The following is a 17360-nucleotide window of genomic DNA, read 5'->3' on the forward strand; positions in this document are numbered from 1 at the left end:
TTGCAGTTCCTTTTTGCCCAATGACCAACGAGGGCATGAGGCCGGAGAGGCACTCCCTTGATCTCCAGCAGTTGTTGACGATGACCGTCTGGAAAGTGGAGGGCGACCGCGTGCCAGGATGGCCAAATGCGCCTTAGTGACCGATCGCGGCTATTCTGGCCAGGTTTGTCGCTAACTCATCGCCCTATCGGATGCCTGACGCAGAAAGCCCGGGCAGAACACTGTTTTTGTCGCTTCACTCCTTAGCTGTCCCGACCATGGATTCGTTGAGCGTGGTTTTATGATCTTTAAATGGTATTTACAATGCTTATTTTAACTATATGATTTGAAGACGAAAGATTGGAGGTAAATGACGCCATTTTGGATATGCTCACTCGTTCTCTGTTCGGGCGCTTCACGCTTATCAGAATCATTTACATCAAAAATATAGTTTTAACTATCTTTTTGAATGATGCACCGAAAACTAGCGTTATCCTGCCTGCCCCTGAATGGAGAATTGCCAAGTGACACCACCCCGCATTGATATTGATCGAAAGGCTATCGCCGACGTGGTAGCGGTGTTTTATCGGCGCGTCCGGAAGGACGAGACGCTTGCCCCAATCTTTGCTGAGCATGTCAAAAACTGGCCCGAGCATGAGGAAAAGATCACCCGTTTCTGGGCGAATGCGCTGCTGTTTGAACGATCTTACTCAGGCAATCCGATGCGTGCGCATTTGGATGCGGGAAACGTTCGACCGGAGCATTTTGAGCGGTGGCTGACCCTTTTTGACGAGGTACTAAATGCCCACATCAACTCACCGCAACGGGAGCAATGGTCGGCCTTGGTGCACAGGATCGGTCGCGGCTTGTCCTTTGGTTTGACCGAGTTCCAGAAAGCCCCGGGTGATCCGCCAAAATTCTGACACAGGATCATAGCGTCAAAGATAGCGCGATCCCGCTGGAGTGGTCATTTGGTCTGGGCGAGTGCAAAGTTGAGAGGGAAGAACAGTGAAGGAATTCATATTCTGCATTTGAGTTACCAATAAAATGCAATAGGTGTCAAATATGCAGCTTTCAACATTCTCTGACTACGCGATCCGTACGCTTATGCATCTGGCGGTGGCCGATAGACACATGCTGACAACGCGCCAGATCGCAGTCATCCATGGGGCAAAATACAATCATCTTGCAAAAGTCACCCAGTGGCTTGTGAGGGAAGGCTATGTCGTTTCGATGCGCGGCAGAGCAGGTGGACTGAAGCTTGCCATGGATACTAAGGAAATAAATGTCGGTCTTGTTTTGCGAGACCTTGAAAGCCAAAGCGCACTTGTTGAATGTATGAGGGCCGATGGCGGATCCTGCGTCTTGTCACCGCTATGTCCGCTAACAACGGCTTTGAAGGCTGCACAGACGGCTTTCTTCGATTCCCTTTCCCAGCTCACACTCCACGACCTGACAAATGATAATCGCCCAATTGGTCATTTACTGTCGCAACTTAACGGCGAGGTAACCTAGAGATACATAGCGCCCGTGCGCCTTCCTGTTTGAAGCGATCCATTTCATGCTGATATTGTTCGGGCCACAGTGCTTCGCGTTGCGTCAGCCAAGGATCTTTTCAATGCGCTCCAATTTGCTGTGAACATTGCATCTGGCCTCTTGAATAGCGCCTGATCAGCCCGTGCGTTTCAGTTCATGATGCCTCAAAAAAATACAGGCATCATGAACTCTTTGAGTCCGGGTAACCTCGCAAGTCACTAGAAAATCCAAAACGTCTTTCACGCTTTCGGCTATGAGCACTTTAGACCATAACTTCAACGACATAGCAGAGGACAAAGGTCAATGAAGACAATTGAACCTGTGAGGATTAGTTTAGTGCCGGAGCGAATTTTGTTGAAAAACTCTGACTTGATCGGTTGCCCATTCGCTGATTCAATTCCCGTATTGATGGGGGAATTTAGCGATGATGGGACCGAAGCAGGAAGCACAGGCGGCGCTGTTTTGTGAGTTCTCGCTGGAAGATCACGTTTCACAAGATCATCTGCTAAGGTCGATTGACCGGTTCGTCGATCTGAGTGACATCCGTCAATATCTAGCTGACTTTTACAGCCACACTGGTCGCCCTTCGGTTGATCCTGAACTGCTTATCCGCATGCTTCTTGTCGGCTATTGTTTCGGCATCCGATCCGAACGCCGTCTTTGTGATGAGGTGCATCTGAACCTTGCTTATCGCTGGTTCTGCCGCCTTGATTTGTCCGACCCTGTGCCGAACCATTCAACCTTCTCAAAGAACCGACACGGGCGTTTCCGGGAAAGCGCATTGCTTAGGCATCTGTTCGAGAAGACAGTCGCACGGTGCATCTCATATGGGTTGGTGAGCGGTCAGCGCCTTGCGGCAGATGCCAGCTTGATTGAAGCTGACGCCAACAAACAGAACTCAACGCCAAAGGAAGACTGGGACTCTAGCGCCATTGATCCTGCGGATGCGCCGCGCGCAGTGAGGGAATATCTCGACGTCTTGGATGACGCAGCTTTTGGCGCAGCATCGGAGGTCGAACCCAAGTTCACATCCCATTCTGATCCTGCAAGCCAGTGGACTGCAGCGCGCAAAGGACCTGCATTCTTTAGCTATTCCACCAACTACTTGATCGACACCGACCACAGCGTGATCGTGGATGTTGAAGGCACAAGATCAATCCGACAGGCTGAAGTTGGCTCTGTGCGCACTATGTTGGATCGTATCAAGGTGCAGCATGACATTCATCCTGAACGATTGATTGCAGACAGCGCATATGGATCTGGACCAATGCTGGGTTGGCTGGTGGATCGCGACATCAAACCTCACATTCCTGTGCTGGATAAGGCAGGTAGAACAGACGGTACATGGTCCCGAACCGATTTCGAATGGGACGCTGAGAACAACCAATATATTTGCCCGGAAGGCGAGCCGCTCAAACAGTTCCGGCGCAATTACTCAGATCCTAAGCGGAAACCCACAGGCAAAGGGGTTGCCAAGTATCAGGCTCTGAGACACACCTGCCAAGCCTGCCCATCGAAGATGAAGTGCTGCCCGAAAGCAGATGCGCGCAAGATCACCCGCGAAGAACATGAGGATGCCCGTCAAGTGGCACGCGACATCGCTAAGACCAAACAGTATGCGATCTCAATGCGGCTCAGAAAAAAGGTCGAGATGCTCTTCGCCCACCTCAAACGCATTCTGGGGCTGGGACGATTGCGATTACGCGGCCCATGCGGCGCGAATGACGAATTCCTCCTCGCCGCCACAGCTCAAAACCTCCGGAAATTAGCAAAGATCTTTCCTGCACTGCAGCAAACGTGCAAAGCCTGACAAGAAAGGCCCTCGCGTTCAGTTCAGCGCCCTTCTTTCTGCGCCCGCAACACGTTGTTTTTCCACAGAATCAGCCGCAAGCCGTCCTTCGCCGCATCTGCGATAGACGATAGAACAAGTTTTGGGAGCCGACATTCGTTTCAGGGTGGTGCCGAGCGTTGTCATGCCGCTGCTCATCATGCTGACGGTCAGGCCAAACTGGATCTATTGAAGGCATTCTGAGCACTAGGTTCAGCGACTAGATGCCATAGAACGCGGTGCTTCAAGGCGCGGCAAGGATAGTTCGATGGGGCCCGCGGTAGATCCCGAGAGTGAGAGCATAGCCCCATTTGACGGTTTCGAACTCAAAAACATGAGGGTCGCCATTGTCGCCGTGGAGAACAATGTCAGCGCCGCCCAATCGACCGCCGCGGGCTGGGGAGCAGTAGTCGACAACCATATCGAAGACATCAGCTGCTTCACATTCTTTGAAGCCTGTCGCGAATACCGGTGATTGGACGAAATGGTTGCAGGGTTGCATTGGGTCGAAGCTATCGTCCCGCTTTGCCGGGTGAGGGTGGCCTGTCACAAGACCGATTATGGGCGTGGACGCGCCCCAAATTTCCACGCATCGCCAAAACGTAGTCGTGAGCGTGTTGCCAAACCGGGGCTGGAGTTCCTTAACTGCATCGAGGCTTGGCTTGTAGTCTCGTGCTTCGAGAGCGAAACGGTCTCAAAGAAATAGCAACCTGGCCGCCGCGAAGTTTGCGTCGGCTTCCATTTGGTCGTGGCAATTCGGACGAAGGGTTTGTTTGTCGTCCCCTAGCATAGCGCCCTCGTGCCAAGGCAGCAGGCTATGGCCTATCTCGTGGGCTTCGATCCAACGGTACTTCAGTTTATGCAGGCTGTGATCGATGAGAATCCGCCTCTCATCTGGCAGGTAGAATGCCCGCAGGTCGAACTTCTTCACTGCGTCCACAAACAGAGTTGGACGCCTGAGAACTTGTTTTCCGGCGACGTGGAGCATGCTGATGACATCGTCCATTAAGGACGGGTCATCTTTCTGGAAGTAGGCGCGATCGAGATCGAGCGCATCGCGTACGTGTTCGAGTTTGAGCGGTGGTTCGGGATTCCCCAAACGGTTCAGTAACCGCTCAACACGTTCGTCGATGCGCTCTTGGGTCCGTTGTCGAAGTATATAATTCTTGGCCAAAGGACCCTCTCATCACTGTTACTTTGCGTTCTTCGATAGAGCCGCCACAACCGCGTCATGAAAGGCTTGTTCGTCGGGTTTGACATCCTTAATCGGCGCGGAACGTGCCGCATAGGCAAAGCCTTCTGATGTCAGAATGCTTCGTGCGCCCGCCAGGATGAAATTGCCTATTCCGACCATGTTTGCCCGGTAGAGCAACCCTCTGGCAGCCGGGGGCCTCTCAAGAGCGCAGCGCGTGCCTGATAGCCAACAACTCCAACCGCAAATAGTCCGTGTGACACTCATGGGAAAAGGCGGGAGCCCGTTGGAAAAGTCACGTGAAAGCGGATGGACGATGAAAGACGAACGCCGGCTTCGGGGCGATTTCGCTCACTTCCGGAAACCTCATCGCAGTGCATGTTTTCGGAAACGGCAGGGGCGTCAGCGCCCGAGGCGTGGCGCATTTGCGATAGTTCGGCATTATCCGCCGGTCTGCAAAGCTGTGATTTGATTTTTTGCACACCCATGTTAGCGCTGGATGGGACCGGAACAGCAGCGGGGCGCGCAGGGTGCGGATCATTACGGGTTTGGCGGTTCTGACGATGCTGGTGGCAGGCTGCGCGGTTCGCGAGGTCGTGCTGGCACCGCCGCCGAACCTGTACCTGGAACGCCAGAACTACCCCGTCGACCGGGTGCCTGACGTGTTGCGCAACGTCGATCCTCGCATGTTTTACGTGACAGACCGTGCGGTCGCCGAGGATAGCAACGGCGTGCTGGTCTACAACACGGAGCGGTCCAACTCCATGGCGCTGGGGGCGGTGCGTGTACGTTTCGGCGCCGAAGACTGGGCCGACCTTGTCGCGCGCACGTCGACCGACGGGGGGCGACGGATTTCACAACTCAATGTCGAAGCGCCGTCAGAGCTGGTGCGGTTTGTGGATGTCCCCCTGCCGACGCAGCGCACGGACGGCGGATTGGTTTTTGATCCCGACGCCCTGTCGCAATACGATACGGGGGCGGCAGCGTTCAAGGAAGCGCTGAGGGATGAAATCAGACGAACGGGCAATGGCCGGATATTGATTTTCACCCATGGCGTGCGTAACGACTTTGACCGGGCAATCGCGACGCTGGCCAACCTGTGGCACTATGAGGGCCGTGACAGCATCCCCATCGCCTTTACCTGGCCTGCTGGCAATCGCGGGCTGCTCTCCTACTTCCGTGACCGTGAGGCCGGTGATTTCAGCGTCTATCATGCCAAGGAGTTCCTGCGCTTGCTCGCGGAAATTCCGGAGGTTGAGGACATTGACATCGTCGCCCATTCGCGGGGTACGGATGTGATGTCGACCGCCCTGCGTGAGTTGGTGATCTATCACCGCGGGCGGGGCGCGCATCCCAAGACGGCGATGAAGACTGGCACCTTGATCCTGGCCGCGGCAGATCTGGATACCGGTGTGGTGGAGCAGCGCTTGCAGGCCGAACGCGTCTCGGAGGCCTTTGAGCAGATCAACATCTATGTCAATCCAAGCGACGGCGCCTTGCGCCTCTCCTCGATCCTGTCCAACGCGCCGCGATTGGGGTCCGCCACGTCAGATGCGCTGATGATCGATCAGATCGAGCGTTTGAAAAAGTCGGAGCTGGTGCACTTTATAAGGGTCGAGAGCGTGCAGGGACGTGGGCATTCGTACTTCCGTGACAACCCCGCGGTTTTGTCTGACATCGTGCTGGCGCTGCGTACGCGCGCCTTCCCAGGGGGAACATTGCGCCCCCTGGACCTCGGTGAGGACGGTTTCTGGCAGTTGCATCCAAACTATCCGCTGGACCGCTTGCCGGACTTTCTGGTCGAAGGCAGCGACCGCTGAGCCGCACTATGCAAAGCCTGAAGGAACTGATCAGCAGATACGCAAAGCCTGGACAGTTAGACTGGATCGGTCTGCGCCCGGCGCGACGGGCAGAGATGGTGTCGGTGCCGCAGGTATTGATTGGCCCACGCGGGCTGGACGGGGATCACGGGGCTTCCGATAAACGTGCAGTGACGTTGATACAGGCGGAGCATCTGCCGGTCATTGGCGCGATGCTGGGGCGCGAAATCGAGACGGCTATGCTGCGCCGCAATCTGCTGGTTTCGGGTCTGAACCTCGCGGCGCTGAAGGGGCGCGAGATCCGGATAGGGGAAACCGTGCTGGAAATCACCAGCATCTGTGCACCCTGCAGCCGCATGGAGGAAACGTTGGGGCACGGCGGATATTCTGCCATGCGGGGCCACGGTGGATGGTGCGCCCGCGTGGTCGCAGGTGGCCTTATCACCTTGCAGGACACCGTGACACCGCTGTGACCGGTCAATTCGCTGGCATTGACAAGTGGTGGCGGCCCCTTTTCAAGGGGGCGATGTAGATGCGGGAGGCGAGACGGCAGTGAGACAGGGCTTTCCCCTCGCACGTCCGGGAGAGGTGATTGGATTGCTGGGCGGGTCTTTTGACCCGGCGCATGCTGGGCACGTACATATTACCCGCGAGGCGTTGAAACGCTTTGGTCTGACGCGGGTGTGGTGGTTGGTCAGCCCCGGCAACCCGATCAAGGCGCGCGGTCCCGCGCCGCTGGACACCCGTATGGCCCGGGCGCGCGTCGTGATGCAGCACCCGCGCGTGGAAGTGACCGACATCGAGGCGCACCTGGGCACACGCTACACAGCCGAGACGCTGACCCGCCTGCGCGCCTGCTATCCGGGCGTGCGGTTTGTCTGGCTGATGGGCGCGGATAACCTTGCCCAGCTACACCGCTGGCAGGACTGGCGCGAGATCATGCAATCGGTCCCCGTGGGGGTGCTGGCCCGCCCCGGCGACCGGATTTCAGCCCGGATGAGCCCGGCGGCGCGCCTATTTGCACCGGCGCGGATCGCCGGTCGCGCCTCGGCCCTTTTGGGACGTGCCGAGGCCCCGGCGTGGTGTTTCGTGAATGTGCCGATGGTGTCACAGTCCTCAAGCGCAATCCGCGCAGCCGGCGGCTGGCAAAGCTGAACTGAGCGACATCACGCAATTTTAAGGCATGGGGTGTATCGAAGCTGTTGTTTCCGCATCAGCGCTGGGGTTTAGTTGCCTTTATGAAAAATGCCTCTGTCCATCAGGTTTCACGCCGCGGGTTTGTCGCCGGTCTTTTGGCCAGCGCGGCAAGCCCCGCATTGGCCGATGTGCCGGCCGTTTCGCTGCGCCCGCGCATACGCGGTGCAAAACCGGTTGAGCCCAGCGGCTTTGAAAGCCTGCTGCGCGAGGCGCGGGTTTCGGGCAACGTGGTCTTTGCGGTGGCCGATGCCGAAACCGGCGATGTTCTGGAAGGACATAATGCGGCCACGGGCCTTGCACCCGCCAGCGTGACGAAATCGATCACGGCGCTTTACGCACTTGATACGCTAGGCCCCGCGCACCGTTTTGCCACCACAGTCGTTGCTGCCGGTCCCGTGACGGAGGGTGTGCTGGACGGCGATCTGGTACTTGTGGGCGGTTGTGATCCGACGCTGGATACGCGCGCGTTGGCCGATCTGGCGGCGCAATTGAAGGAGGCCGGGCTGCGCGAAGTGCGGGGCCGGTTCCTTGTCTTTGAAAACGCGCTGCGCCCGTTGCGCTCCATCGACCCTGAGCAGCCGGATCATCTGGGCTACAGCCCGGCCGTGTCGGGCATCGCGCTGAATTACAACCGTGTGCATTTTGAGTGGAAACGCGAGGCGTCGAAGTACAAGGTCACGATGGATGCCCGCACCGCTGGCTTCCGCCCCGAAGTCCAAATGGCGCGCATGCAGGTCGTGGAGCGGTCGGTGCCGGTGTACACGTACGAAGACCAGGGCACCTACGATCAATGGACCGTGGCCAAGGGCGCATTGGGCAAGGAAGGGGCGCGCTGGTTGCCGGTGCGCCATCCCGGCCTTTATGCAGGCGACGTCTTTGCGACACTCGCCCGGTCACATGGTATCTTGCTGAAATCTCCCACACTGGTCGAGGAGATGCCGGACGGCACCCAACAGGCCGAAGTGCACAGCCCGCCCCTGCGCGAGATCCTGCAGGGAATGCTGAAGTATTCCAACAACCTGACGGCAGAGATGGTCGGCCAGGCGGCCACCCGTGTCCGCGCCGGACGGGCACATACGTTGGCGGCCTCCGCGCGGCAGATGAACCTCTGGGCCATTGAAACGCTGGGCATGGAAAACCCCGCTTTCGTGGACCATTCCGGCCTGGGGGGACTGAGCCGGGTGAGCCCACGGGACATGGTACGCGGGCTGGCGGCGGTGCATGGCGATGCAGTGCTGCGACCGATCCTGAAGCCCGTGACGCTGAGGGATACGAAAGGCCGCCCGGTCAAGAACCACCCGGTGAAGGTTGATGCCAAAACCGGTACGCTGAATTTCGTCTCGGGCCTTGCCGGCTACATCACCGCGCCAGACGGGCGCGAAATGGTCTTTGCCATCTTCTGTTCGAATGAAGAAATTCGCGCCACCATTCCACGTGCTCACCGCGAACGCCCTGAAGGCGCGCGCCCATGGGCGTCCCGCGCGCGACGGCTGCAAAGCCAGTTGCTGATGCGGTGGGGGAAGATGTTTCAGAGCAGCTGAGGCGGCACCTCGCGCCACAGGGTGTGCCGCGCGGGGCCATGGGCAGGGTGCAGGCGTTCAGACGCGGGACGTCCGGCGCAGCAGACCGAAACCACCAAGACCCAGCAGCAGCATAGGAAACGCGGCAGGCAGTGGTACGGGCTGCGGACCCAATGCATCCTGCAGCGCCCGCACGTCGTAGCGCTGGCCACCCACTTCCCATTGGCCGAAGTTCAGGAAGGTGCCCGCAACCCTATCGCCATCCGACATGAACGACAGATCGACCCGGTCGCCGTCCACTTCGAAGCTGAGCACGTCGCCGAGGCCGAAGCCGTCCAGCACCAGCTCGTTGGTGCCCTGACCGCCGTCAAAGATGCCGCTGCCCAGAAAGCCTGAGGTCAAAAGACCGATGTGCAACAGGTCGTTGCCACCGCCAAAGAGCACATCGCCAAAAATCTGGCTCTCGCCAAGAACATGCAGTCGGCTGTCACCCTGCCCATCGGCAAGGCGGATCGCGGTCCCGCCGCGCCCGTTCAGCGTGCCGCTGTTGGTGATGCGGATCTCCGAGGTGGAGGCGGCGTCCGTACCGATGGCGCTGGGGCCTTCGATCAGGCCCTCGTTTACAATGGTCAGCGGACCGGGTGCGCGCTCCGGGCTGACACCGTCGTCATAGACTTCGTCCACATCGATACCGCTGTTACTGTTCTGATCGGGCGCCGTGGAGCGGATGATCCCACCCGTGAAGTTCATGATGTGCCCTTCATCCACGTCGATGCCGTCATCGCTGCCTTCGATCAATCCCCAGTTGTCGACGCGCCCGCCCGCGAATTGCACGCCATCCTCGTCTTCGATACCAGGGTCACTCAGCTTGATGGTGCCGTAGTTTTCCAGTGTGAAATCGCCCCGCGCCTCGACCACTTCCTCGGCTCCGATCAGATCGCCATGGTTGATCACCGTGGCGCCGAAGGAGCGCAGTTGCAGCGCACGCCCATCGGTGGAGGTGATGGTGCCCCGGTTCTCAACCCGAGCGCCGGGCGAATCCTCCCGCGCGCGCACCGCCTGACGGCGCGCTTCGATGGTCGCGCCGGTGCCGTTAATCACCGTGAGGTCGGAGCCGTTCTCCATCACGATCCCGCGGTCACCACTTTTGATGTCGCCGTTGTTCTCGACCCGCAACCGGGTGCCCGAACCGAAGATCGCAAAACCGCCGTTGTCCGTCTGGTCGATCAGGCCGTCGTTGCGCAGGGTGGTGCCATCACCGCTGAGATCGACCGGGCTGGTGTTTTCGTCGGTGCTGACGACCGACGCCGGCGCCTGAACGACGACGTCAATGCCGTTTTCGGCGGACGTCACGGGGTCGCTGCCCGGATCGGCACAGGTGATGAGGCCGGGCTGGATGTCGCAGGTCGCGGCATGCGCCGAGAATGCCGTGGCAAAAATCACGGCCAAGGCGGTGCCGGAAAGAAGGGAAAAACGGGGTGTCATCATGTGCTCCTGACGTCGCAATTCAAGGGAACGGCATGTCTGGGCACGCCGAAGGCGGGCGCTGAAACCAGTGCCCTTGAGCTGGGTTAACCAAGGTCAATGACGATTTTTTGACAGCGAAGACTGCTGGCGTGCGCTCAGGTCAGGTGTCGGGCCCGGGCGCCGCGTTCGATTGCAGCTGCGTGCAACCGGTCGAGGTTCAACTCGTAACGGATTTCTTCCAGCAGGCGCAGTTCTGCCTCGTCCAGCGTGCCGTCGGCTGCGGCCACATCGCAGGCCAGCGCGTAGCCTGTCTCGAACAGCCGCTCGGGCAGCCCCTCGCGGATCAGACCAAAGAGCGCGTCAAGCCCGTCTTCCTGTTCAAAAAGGTCAAAGACGGTCTGGCTGATGACGGTCAGCCGATCCTCATCATAGCCTGCAAAAATCGGCAACATCTGCACGGCGGATTGAATCTTGACCAGCTCTGCGGTGCGGATGTCCTCATCCGAGGCGGAAACGGCGATCATCAGCGCCACAAGACTGTCTTGGGCGCTGAACGCGTGGGGGGCATCATCTTGCACAGGCAGGGTTCTTTCACTGAGGTCTTTCGGGGCAGATTATTGACGCCAATGCTGCAACGCAATAGGGACGGGCGAAACCCGGCGCATGGGGTGCCGGTAGTCAGCCTGCCAGGTGAGATATGTCCCAGATCCGCGACGCCGCAATGACCAGCAAAGCATGGCCTTTTGAAGAAGCGCGCCGGGTGCTCAAACGCTATGAGAAGGCGCCGCCCGAGAAGGGATATGTGCTGTTCCAAACCGGGTATGGTCCTAGTGGGCTGCCCCATATCGGTACCTTTGGTGAGGTGGCGCGCACGACGATGGTGATGCGGGCGTTCCAACAAATCTCGGATATCCCGACGCGGTTGGTCTGCTTTTCCGACGATCTTGATGGGATGCGCAAGGTGCCAGGCAATGTGCCGAATGCTGAGAGCCTGCATGAGCATTTGCAACGCCCGCTGACCTCCGTGCCGGACCCGTTTGGAACGCATGACAGCTTTGGTGCGCATAACAACGCGATGCTGCGGCGGTTTCTGGATACCTTCGGGTTCGAGTATGAGTTCATCTCGGCCACCGAATTTTACAAAACCGGTAAGTTCGACGAGGTGCTGCTGCGCGCCGCCGAGAAATACGATGAGATCATGGCGGTCATGTTGAAATCGCTGCGCGAAGAGCGGCAGCAGACCTATTCGATCTTTCTGCCGATCCATCCCGAAACCGGGCGGGTCATGTATGTGCCAATGAAGGAGGTGAACGCCAAGGATGGCACGATCACCTTTGACGATGAGAATGGGACAGAGATGACGCTGCCGGTAACTGGCGGCAATGTGAAGCTACAGTGGAAACCGGATTTCGGGGCCCGCTGGGCGGCGCTGGGCGTCGATTTCGAAATGTACGGCAAGGACCATTCCACCAATACGCCGATCTACGACAAAATCTGTCGTATCCTCGGTCATCGGCCGCCGGAGCATTTCGTTTTCGAACTCTTTCTCGACGAGAACGGTCAGAAAATTTCCAAATCCTCCGGCAATGGCGTCAGCATCGATGAATGGCTGACCTATGCGAGCACGGAGAGCCTGTCGTACTTCATGTACCAAAAGCCCAAAACAGCGAAGCGGATGCATTTCGATGTGATCCCGAAAGCGGTGGATGAATACCACCAGCAGCTGCGCGCTTACGAGACGCAGGATATAGTTCAACGATTGAACAATCCTGTCTGGCACATTCATTCCGGCGATGTGCCGACGTCGAACATGCTGGTGCCCTTCTCCATGCTGCTCAATCTTGCGAGCGTTTCGGCGGCGGAAGACAAATCCCAACTCTGGGGGTTCATCCAACGCTATGCCCCTGACACCTCAGCGGAAAACAATCCGGACATGGATGCGGCGGCAGGCTTTGCCGTTCGGTATTACAACGATTTCGTGAAGCCGAAGAAGACCTACCGCCTGCCCAATGAGCTGGAGCGGGAGGCGCTGACAGATCTGCGCGATCAGCTCAAGACCTATGATGGACCGGTCGAGGACGAGGCGCTGCAATCCATCGTCTATGCCTGCGGGCGTGAGCGGTTCGAACCGCTGCGCGCGTGGTTCACAGCGCTTTACGAGGTGTTGCTCGGGGCCAGCCAGGGACCGCGTTTTGGCGGGTTCATTGCGCTTTACGGCATCCAGGAAACCATCGCCCTGATCGATCAGGCGCTGGCGGGCGAGTTGGTGTCCGACGCCTGACCCCTTGCCGGGCGGGCCGTCCGCCTTACCCTTTGCCCAGAGCAAACGGGGGTATTGTCATGCGCAGCGCGTTTTTTGGGCTTTTGATCTGGCTGGGGTTCGCTACGGCGCTGCCCGCGCAGGAGGCGGATATTCAGGCCACCATCGACAGCCAGCTGCAGGCCTTCCAGATCGATGATTTCGGCGCGGCCTTTGAGTTCGCCAGCCCGAACCTGCAACGCCTTTTCCAGACGCCGGAGAATTTCCAACGCATGGTCACGCAGGGCTATCCGATGGTCTGGCGCCCGGGCGAGGTGCGCTATCTGGAATTGCGTGAACAAGGCAGCACCTTTTGGCAGCGCGTAATGATCACCGACCAGAGCGGTCGCGTGCATATTCTTGACTACCGGATGCTGGAAACCGGCGACGGCTGGCGCATCAACGGGGTGCAGATCCTCGACAGTTCCGATTTCAGTGCGTGACCTGACCGTCACGGTGGTGTGAGCCGCCCTTAATCCTTTGCCGCTAGGCCTGATCATCTGTCAGCCCCTGCGAAAAAAGGATACCCGATGAATAAGGCGATCACCGATGGCGCGCACTTGATGCCGCCGCCCTTTGCGCGGGCGCTGAGTGCCTATTCAAGCGGCGACGGCACGCCGGGGTCTGCTGACATCGAAGGGTCCGGACGGCTTGTAACTGGAGATGGTGATTTCGGCACCTGCCTTGAGATCACCAAAACGGACGGCACACAAAGCCTGCGCTACAAGGGCGAAACGCCCCTTTTGCCGGGCTGCTACCTGCGTATTTCCGCGCGCATCAAGGCGGTCAGCGGTCCATTGCCCGCGGTTCGGATCGGCGGGTTCGCGGGCGGTGCCGAGGGTGCGCCTGTTCCGGGTGCGCAAACCACCGGCCCGTCGCTGCGTTTGCCCGCACCGGGTGTGGTTGTGGAGGTCTCTGCGATTGTCGGCGCCGGTCTGCGTATCGGTGTCGACATGATCTGGGGCAGGGCCGCCCTTTATGGGCACTTCGGGTTGGATGTGACGGGACCAAAAGGATCGGTGGTGCGGATCGAAAGCCTGGTGATCGAGGATGTGACATCGAGTTTTCTGCGCGATCTGGTCGCTGCGGTGGATGTGCGCGATTTCGGGGCACTGGGGGATGGGGAGACTGACGATGCGGCAGCCTTCGAAGCTGCCGATGCTGCGGCTTTTGGCCGTACGATATTGGTGCCGCGTGGCCAGTTCTACTTGGGGCGGGACGTGATGCTGGACGCTCCGGTTTGCTTTCAGGGGCGCGTCCTCATGCCAGACAGTGCAACCCTGCAGCTAAAGCGCAACTTCGACTTCCCGACCTACAGGGCGGCTTTTGGGGGCGATGTCATGGGGCTGCGCAAGGGATTTCAAGCGCTGATGCAAGCCGAGGGTCAGCACAGCTTCGATCTTGGCGGCGGCGAGATCGAATTGCACGAACCTCTCATGCTGAAAATGGCGCAACCAAAAAGCGATAGCCGCTACCGCAAGACGGTGCACAACGGGCAGCTGACGGCGGTCGATGGACCGGGTTGGGAGGTCGACACCACTATGGCGGAAGGGCAGTGGACGGCTGAACACCCCACCCTGCTGACGGCCGTCGCAAATGTGGAAGAGGTTGCCGTCGGGGCCCATGTTTCAGGCCCGGATGTGCACCGTGAAACCTATGTCCGCGCGACGGATACAGCAGCCGGGACCGTGACGTTGAGCATGCCTCTGGCAACCGGTTCAGCCAAACGGAGGTTAAGGTTCAGCCGATCTGCATATCTTCTCGATTTCAGCGGGATCGCGGCCTTGAACAACCTAACTCTGTCGAATGTGCAATTGCAGGGCAATGGGGTGGCCAGCGGTGTGATGCTTGCGCCAGAGGGCACGGGCATGCGTTTGCAGGACTGCACGATACAGGGGGCGAAGAACCGGGCTCTGACCTCTATCGGCTCCGGTTGCGCGCATCTGGTCCTGGACCGGTGCGACGTCTTGAGCACCCGGACCGAGGAAAATGACGCGGTTGCGATCAACTTGAATGCTGAGGGCGTGCGGCTGCTGAACTGCCATGCGCATGGGCCGCACCTTTTTGCACATATCGCTGGCCAGGGAGCATTGATCACCGGGACCCACATGCAAGGCGCTGCGGGTGAGACGCCCGCTGTGATCCTGACAGAAGGCGGCACTGCTTGTGTTGTGGGCAATCACTTTCAGAACTGCACCCTAATCGTCGGCAATGAGGCCACGCTCAGCACGCCGCCGGGCAATCTGTTTTCCTAAGCGAGAGCTTTGTGAGGCAGGTCAGAAATCCCGCCAAAGGCCGAGCTTGAACTCCGTGTCACCACCGCCCTGGACCGGGACTTCAACGCCAATCTGTAGGGTGTATTTGCCCTTGCCCGGGATTATCAGCAAGGAGGGCGCGAATTTGGCAAAGACTTCGCCGCCCTGATGGGTCGTGAAGACCTGTGCCATGCCTTTGAAATGGTCACCGAAGCCCAGCCCGATGGTCCCGTCGAGCTTGATCCGCGTTTCAAGATCGGAGCCGGGGATATTCAGGCTGCTGTCGATCACCGCCCAGCCGTACCGCTCGCCGACCTTGATACCGCGTCCCCAGGAAATCCCGGCTTCAACGGCGGGTGTGAAGATCCTGTTTTGTGACCGGGCGCCGACGCCAACGTGCCACGCCCATTTGTGTGTGGCATCCGGTTTGCTGATCGGAAACCGCAAAAAGACGATGCCGGAACCCGATTGCTGCAGGGTCCGGTCAATACCGTAAAAGAGGTCGGCACCGAGCGTGATATTGTCGCGCAAACCATACTCGAAATAGGCCGAGCCGGAGGTGTCCTTTTCCTGCGTGATATTGCCGGAGGTGGCGATAAACCCCTTGCCCTTTTCGCGCAGCCACGGTCCCGCGGGCGCGGCCTGTGCACCTACCAGAACAAGACTTAGGGCCAGCGCAATGAACCGCATCATACCATTCTCCCGCTGGAGATCATGGTTAACGGAAGTTAACATTTGGTTACAGGGCTCGAGCCAAGGTCCGGCAGCAGGTTCAGCCCGGCCGGGTCAGGCGCCCGCTGCAACCTCACAGCGGCGAAAGAGGCTTACCGGCTTGGCGGCGCCGTCCAGAGGGATCGCAATGACTTTATCCCCCGACAGAGCCGTCGCGACATCGTTGAATTGCAAGCCGTCGAGCACATTGCCAAAACCACGGTCCGTGACGGTCAGCGCGGTTCGATCGGGGCTCATCTGATGCCGACCGGTAGAAATCGTGATCGGAGCTGATCCGGTAAACTGCAGCGCAAACACATCCGCTTTGGGCCACGGGACGGATCGGGTCAGCGTGATCGTGTAGAGTGGCTGCGTGGGGTCGTAGGTCAGTTCCACCGCCACCTCATTTGTGGCGTGGGTCAGCCGACAGGGCAGCCCGGGGGTGAATTCCCACGCCGCCGCATGACCAGCGAGACCACATATGAACAGTACGAGAAAACGCATACATTCCAGATAGGCCGTGTCGAGGCCCTGGCCAGTTTCTGTCTGGCGCGATCCCCTTGCAAATCTCTGCCAGCGGCGGGTGAAAAATGCGTGCTGCGCCCCCATATGTACCGGGATCAACTTAAGAGGAGACTGCCCTATGAAGTGCCCCGTGGATGGAACAACGCTGGTGATCACCGATCGCAGCGGAGTCGAGATCGACTATTGCCCAGACTGCCGCGGGGTCTGGTTGGATCGGGGTGAGCTCGACAAGATCATTGACCGCAGCGCTTCAGCGCCGCCACCGCCACCGCCGCAACAGCGCGGGTATGACGACCGCGGCGGATATCAGAAGCGCAAAAAACGCGGCGGCTTTCTCGAAGATATCTTCGACTTCTGACGCGACGCGTTCAGGCCACCCGGCTCATCAGCACCATCGACAGCAGCGCGCAGCCGAGGCCCGCATACTCGCGGGCATGAAGTGCCTCGCCGAACCACACCGCGCCGATCACCGCCAACGCGATGAGCGTGAGCATGGAGTAGGCGACGCCTGCCTGGGCGAGCGTCACGTGGTGCATGGCGTAAAACCAGAAAAGCGCTGAGGTGCCGTAGAGAACGACACCAACGATCACGTAAGTAGACGTAATTGCGTGGCCTGCGTCGGCGGCGGTCTTGATGGCAAAATCGCCGAAAATGACGAGCATTGCGGTGAAAAAGGCAAAGGCATAGCCGAAGGTAAATTGGGTCATTAGGTCACTCGTTTCTAAAAAGTACAGTTTTGAAATGAGGGCAGTGTAACACAGTTTTGCGCAGTGCCTTCAGCAATGCTGCACGGTCCGGAGACGGAAGAGAATCGCAGAGGGCGGTCGCACCCGCCGACTTGGTGCCGCGCGCGAAGAGCGTTACAAAACATACACAAAAAATGACGCTATGTGCCTGTTTCTGCGTCAGTTTATGAGCGGGTTTCTGCCACCCGTTGGCGTAAAACAGCCAAACTTCGATTTTTTGAATTCTAGCACAGGTAGTACCTTGACCTTACCTCCGCAAAGCTGGAAAGCGCTGGTTAATAAACA

Annotated in this window: 19 protein-coding genes; 12 read left to right on the top strand and 7 right to left on the bottom strand. The window is 58.7% G+C overall.

The annotated features are described in order from the left end of the window. Window positions 1–503: 503 nt before the first annotated feature. The 3 genes from ISX84_RS17350 to ISX84_RS17360 all read left to right on the top strand — a co-directional run bounded on the left by ISX84_RS17350 (window position 504) and on the right by ISX84_RS17360 (window position 3325). Entirely contained in the window at window positions 504–902 is a 399-nt protein-coding gene (locus ISX84_RS17350; RefSeq protein ID WP_326838760.1) for a group III truncated hemoglobin, read from the top strand. A gap of 142 nt (window positions 903–1044) precedes the next feature. Beyond that, the gene (locus ISX84_RS17355; protein ID WP_195821656.1) at window positions 1045–1494 is read left to right on the top strand and encodes an RrF2 family transcriptional regulator; all 450 of its coding nucleotides are present in this window, start codon (window positions 1045–1047) and stop codon (window positions 1492–1494) included. A gap of 445 nt (window positions 1495–1939) precedes the next feature. Next, entirely contained in the window at window positions 1940–3325 is a 1386-nt protein-coding gene (locus ISX84_RS17360) for an IS1182 family transposase (RefSeq protein WP_195821657.1), read from the top strand. Window positions 3326–3343: 18 nt separating this feature from the next. On the opposite strand, the gene ISX84_RS17365 is transcribed toward ISX84_RS17360, so the two are convergent. Further along, complete coding sequence (locus ISX84_RS17365; protein WP_195821658.1) at window positions 3344–3490, bottom strand: hypothetical protein; 147 nt, start codon at window positions 3488–3490, stop codon at window positions 3344–3346. Window positions 3491–3611: 121 nt separating this feature from the next. Between ISX84_RS17365 and ISX84_RS23285 the strand changes: the two genes are divergently transcribed. Beyond that, window positions 3612–3818 (top strand): hypothetical protein, encoded by a 207-nt coding sequence (locus ISX84_RS23285; protein WP_229884379.1) that lies wholly within the window; start codon window positions 3612–3614, stop codon window positions 3816–3818. Between the two features lie 219 nt (window positions 3819–4037). On the opposite strand, the gene ISX84_RS23290 is transcribed toward ISX84_RS23285, so the two are convergent. After that, window positions 4038–4517, bottom strand: coding sequence for an ImmA/IrrE family metallo-endopeptidase (locus tag ISX84_RS23290; RefSeq protein ID WP_229884380.1), 480 nt, complete (start codon window positions 4515–4517; stop codon window positions 4038–4040). Window positions 4518–5065: 548 nt separating this feature from the next. Here ISX84_RS23290 and ISX84_RS17375 point away from each other — a divergent pair. The 4 genes from ISX84_RS17375 to dacB all read left to right on the top strand — a co-directional run bounded on the left by ISX84_RS17375 (window position 5066) and on the right by dacB (window position 9093). Next, window positions 5066–6355, top strand: a complete 1290-nt coding sequence (locus ISX84_RS17375; RefSeq protein ID WP_326838761.1) for an alpha/beta hydrolase — start codon at window positions 5066–5068, stop codon at window positions 6353–6355. Window positions 6356–6363: 8 nt separating this feature from the next. Further along, window positions 6364–6828, top strand: a complete 465-nt coding sequence (locus ISX84_RS17380; protein ID WP_195821659.1) for an MOSC domain-containing protein — start codon at window positions 6364–6366, stop codon at window positions 6826–6828. A gap of 79 nt (window positions 6829–6907) precedes the next feature. After that, entirely contained in the window at window positions 6908–7510 is a 603-nt protein-coding gene (locus tag ISX84_RS17385; RefSeq protein ID WP_195821660.1) for a nicotinate-nucleotide adenylyltransferase, read from the top strand. Between the two features lie 83 nt (window positions 7511–7593). Then, window positions 7594–9093 (top strand): D-alanyl-D-alanine carboxypeptidase/D-alanyl-D-alanine endopeptidase, encoded by a 1500-nt coding sequence (gene dacB, locus ISX84_RS17390; protein WP_195821661.1) that lies wholly within the window; start codon window positions 7594–7596, stop codon window positions 9091–9093. 57 nt (window positions 9094–9150) lie between these two features. Here the strand turns inward: dacB and ISX84_RS17395 are convergent, their stop codons facing one another. Then, the gene (locus ISX84_RS17395; RefSeq protein WP_195821662.1) at window positions 9151–10557 is read right to left on the bottom strand and encodes a VPLPA-CTERM sorting domain-containing protein; all 1407 of its coding nucleotides are present in this window, start codon (window positions 10555–10557) and stop codon (window positions 9151–9153) included. A gap of 137 nt (window positions 10558–10694) precedes the next feature. Further along, window positions 10695–11117 carry a tellurite resistance TerB family protein gene (locus tag ISX84_RS17400; protein WP_195821663.1) on the bottom strand — a complete coding sequence of 141 codons (423 nt, stop codon included), beginning with the start codon at window positions 11115–11117 and terminating at the stop codon, window positions 10695–10697. Between the two features lie 119 nt (window positions 11118–11236). Between ISX84_RS17400 and ISX84_RS17405 the strand changes: the two genes are divergently transcribed. The 3 genes from ISX84_RS17405 to ISX84_RS17415 all read left to right on the top strand — a co-directional run bounded on the left by ISX84_RS17405 (window position 11237) and on the right by ISX84_RS17415 (window position 15093). After that, on the top strand, window positions 11237–12820 hold the full coding sequence (locus ISX84_RS17405) for a lysine--tRNA ligase (protein ID WP_195821664.1): 1584 nt from the start codon (window positions 11237–11239) through the stop codon (window positions 12818–12820). 59 nt (window positions 12821–12879) lie between these two features. Continuing rightward, complete coding sequence (locus ISX84_RS17410) at window positions 12880–13281, top strand: DUF4864 domain-containing protein (RefSeq protein WP_195821665.1); 402 nt, start codon at window positions 12880–12882, stop codon at window positions 13279–13281. 87 nt (window positions 13282–13368) lie between these two features. Further along, entirely contained in the window at window positions 13369–15093 is a 1725-nt protein-coding gene (locus tag ISX84_RS17415; protein ID WP_195821666.1) for a glycosyl hydrolase family 28-related protein, read from the top strand. A 21-nt stretch (window positions 15094–15114) separates the two neighbouring features. On the opposite strand, the gene ISX84_RS17420 is transcribed toward ISX84_RS17415, so the two are convergent. Continuing rightward, the gene (locus ISX84_RS17420; RefSeq protein ID WP_195821667.1) at window positions 15115–15786 is read right to left on the bottom strand and encodes a hypothetical protein; all 672 of its coding nucleotides are present in this window, start codon (window positions 15784–15786) and stop codon (window positions 15115–15117) included. A gap of 93 nt (window positions 15787–15879) precedes the next feature. Further along, window positions 15880–16308 (bottom strand): hypothetical protein, encoded by a 429-nt coding sequence (locus ISX84_RS17425; protein ID WP_195821668.1) that lies wholly within the window; start codon window positions 16306–16308, stop codon window positions 15880–15882. A gap of 139 nt (window positions 16309–16447) precedes the next feature. Between ISX84_RS17425 and ISX84_RS17430 the strand changes: the two genes are divergently transcribed. Then, window positions 16448–16687 (top strand): TFIIB-type zinc ribbon-containing protein, encoded by a 240-nt coding sequence (locus ISX84_RS17430; RefSeq protein ID WP_195821669.1) that lies wholly within the window; start codon window positions 16448–16450, stop codon window positions 16685–16687. A 10-nt stretch (window positions 16688–16697) separates the two neighbouring features. Here the strand turns inward: ISX84_RS17430 and ISX84_RS17435 are convergent, their stop codons facing one another. Next, window positions 16698–17036, bottom strand: a complete 339-nt coding sequence (locus tag ISX84_RS17435) for an EamA family transporter (RefSeq protein WP_195821670.1) — start codon at window positions 17034–17036, stop codon at window positions 16698–16700. Between the last annotated feature and the right edge of the window lie 324 nt (window positions 17037–17360).

Origin of the sequence: Roseobacter sp. MH60115 (genome assembly GCF_015644665.1) — a bacterium.
Taxonomy (GTDB): domain Bacteria; phylum Pseudomonadota; class Alphaproteobacteria; order Rhodobacterales; family Rhodobacteraceae; genus Roseobacter.

Excerpts from the sequence above, each read along its gene's own strand:
- ISX84_RS17360 (WP_195821657.1), top strand. The coding sequence starts at position 1,940 with ATGATGGGACCGAAGCAGGAAGCACAGGCGGCGCTGTTTTGTGAGTTC.
- ISX84_RS17405 (WP_195821664.1), top strand. The coding sequence starts at position 11,237 with ATGTCCCAGATCCGCGACGCCGCAATGACCAGCAAAGCATGGCCTTTT.
- ISX84_RS17415 (WP_195821666.1), top strand. The coding sequence starts at position 13,369 with ATGAATAAGGCGATCACCGATGGCGCGCACTTGATGCCGCCGCCCTTT.
- ISX84_RS17365 (WP_195821658.1), bottom strand. The coding sequence starts at position 3,490 with ATGACAACGCTCGGCACCACCCTGAAACGAATGTCGGCTCCCAAAACT.
- ISX84_RS17380 (WP_195821659.1), top strand. The coding sequence starts at position 6,364 with ATGCAAAGCCTGAAGGAACTGATCAGCAGATACGCAAAGCCTGGACAG.
- ISX84_RS17425 (WP_195821668.1), bottom strand. The coding sequence starts at position 16,308 with ATGCGTTTTCTCGTACTGTTCATATGTGGTCTCGCTGGTCATGCGGCG.
- ISX84_RS17430 (WP_195821669.1), top strand. The coding sequence starts at position 16,448 with ATGAAGTGCCCCGTGGATGGAACAACGCTGGTGATCACCGATCGCAGC.
- ISX84_RS17410 (WP_195821665.1), top strand. The coding sequence starts at position 12,880 with ATGCGCAGCGCGTTTTTTGGGCTTTTGATCTGGCTGGGGTTCGCTACG.
- ISX84_RS17420 (WP_195821667.1), bottom strand. The coding sequence starts at position 15,786 with ATGATGCGGTTCATTGCGCTGGCCCTAAGTCTTGTTCTGGTAGGTGCA.
- dacB (WP_195821661.1), top strand. The coding sequence starts at position 7,594 with ATGAAAAATGCCTCTGTCCATCAGGTTTCACGCCGCGGGTTTGTCGCC.
- ISX84_RS17355 (WP_195821656.1), top strand. The coding sequence starts at position 1,045 with ATGCAGCTTTCAACATTCTCTGACTACGCGATCCGTACGCTTATGCAT.
- ISX84_RS23285 (WP_229884379.1), top strand. The coding sequence starts at position 3,612 with ATGGGGCCCGCGGTAGATCCCGAGAGTGAGAGCATAGCCCCATTTGAC.
- ISX84_RS17395 (WP_195821662.1), bottom strand. The coding sequence starts at position 10,557 with ATGACACCCCGTTTTTCCCTTCTTTCCGGCACCGCCTTGGCCGTGATT.
- ISX84_RS17435 (WP_195821670.1), bottom strand. The coding sequence starts at position 17,036 with ATGACCCAATTTACCTTCGGCTATGCCTTTGCCTTTTTCACCGCAATG.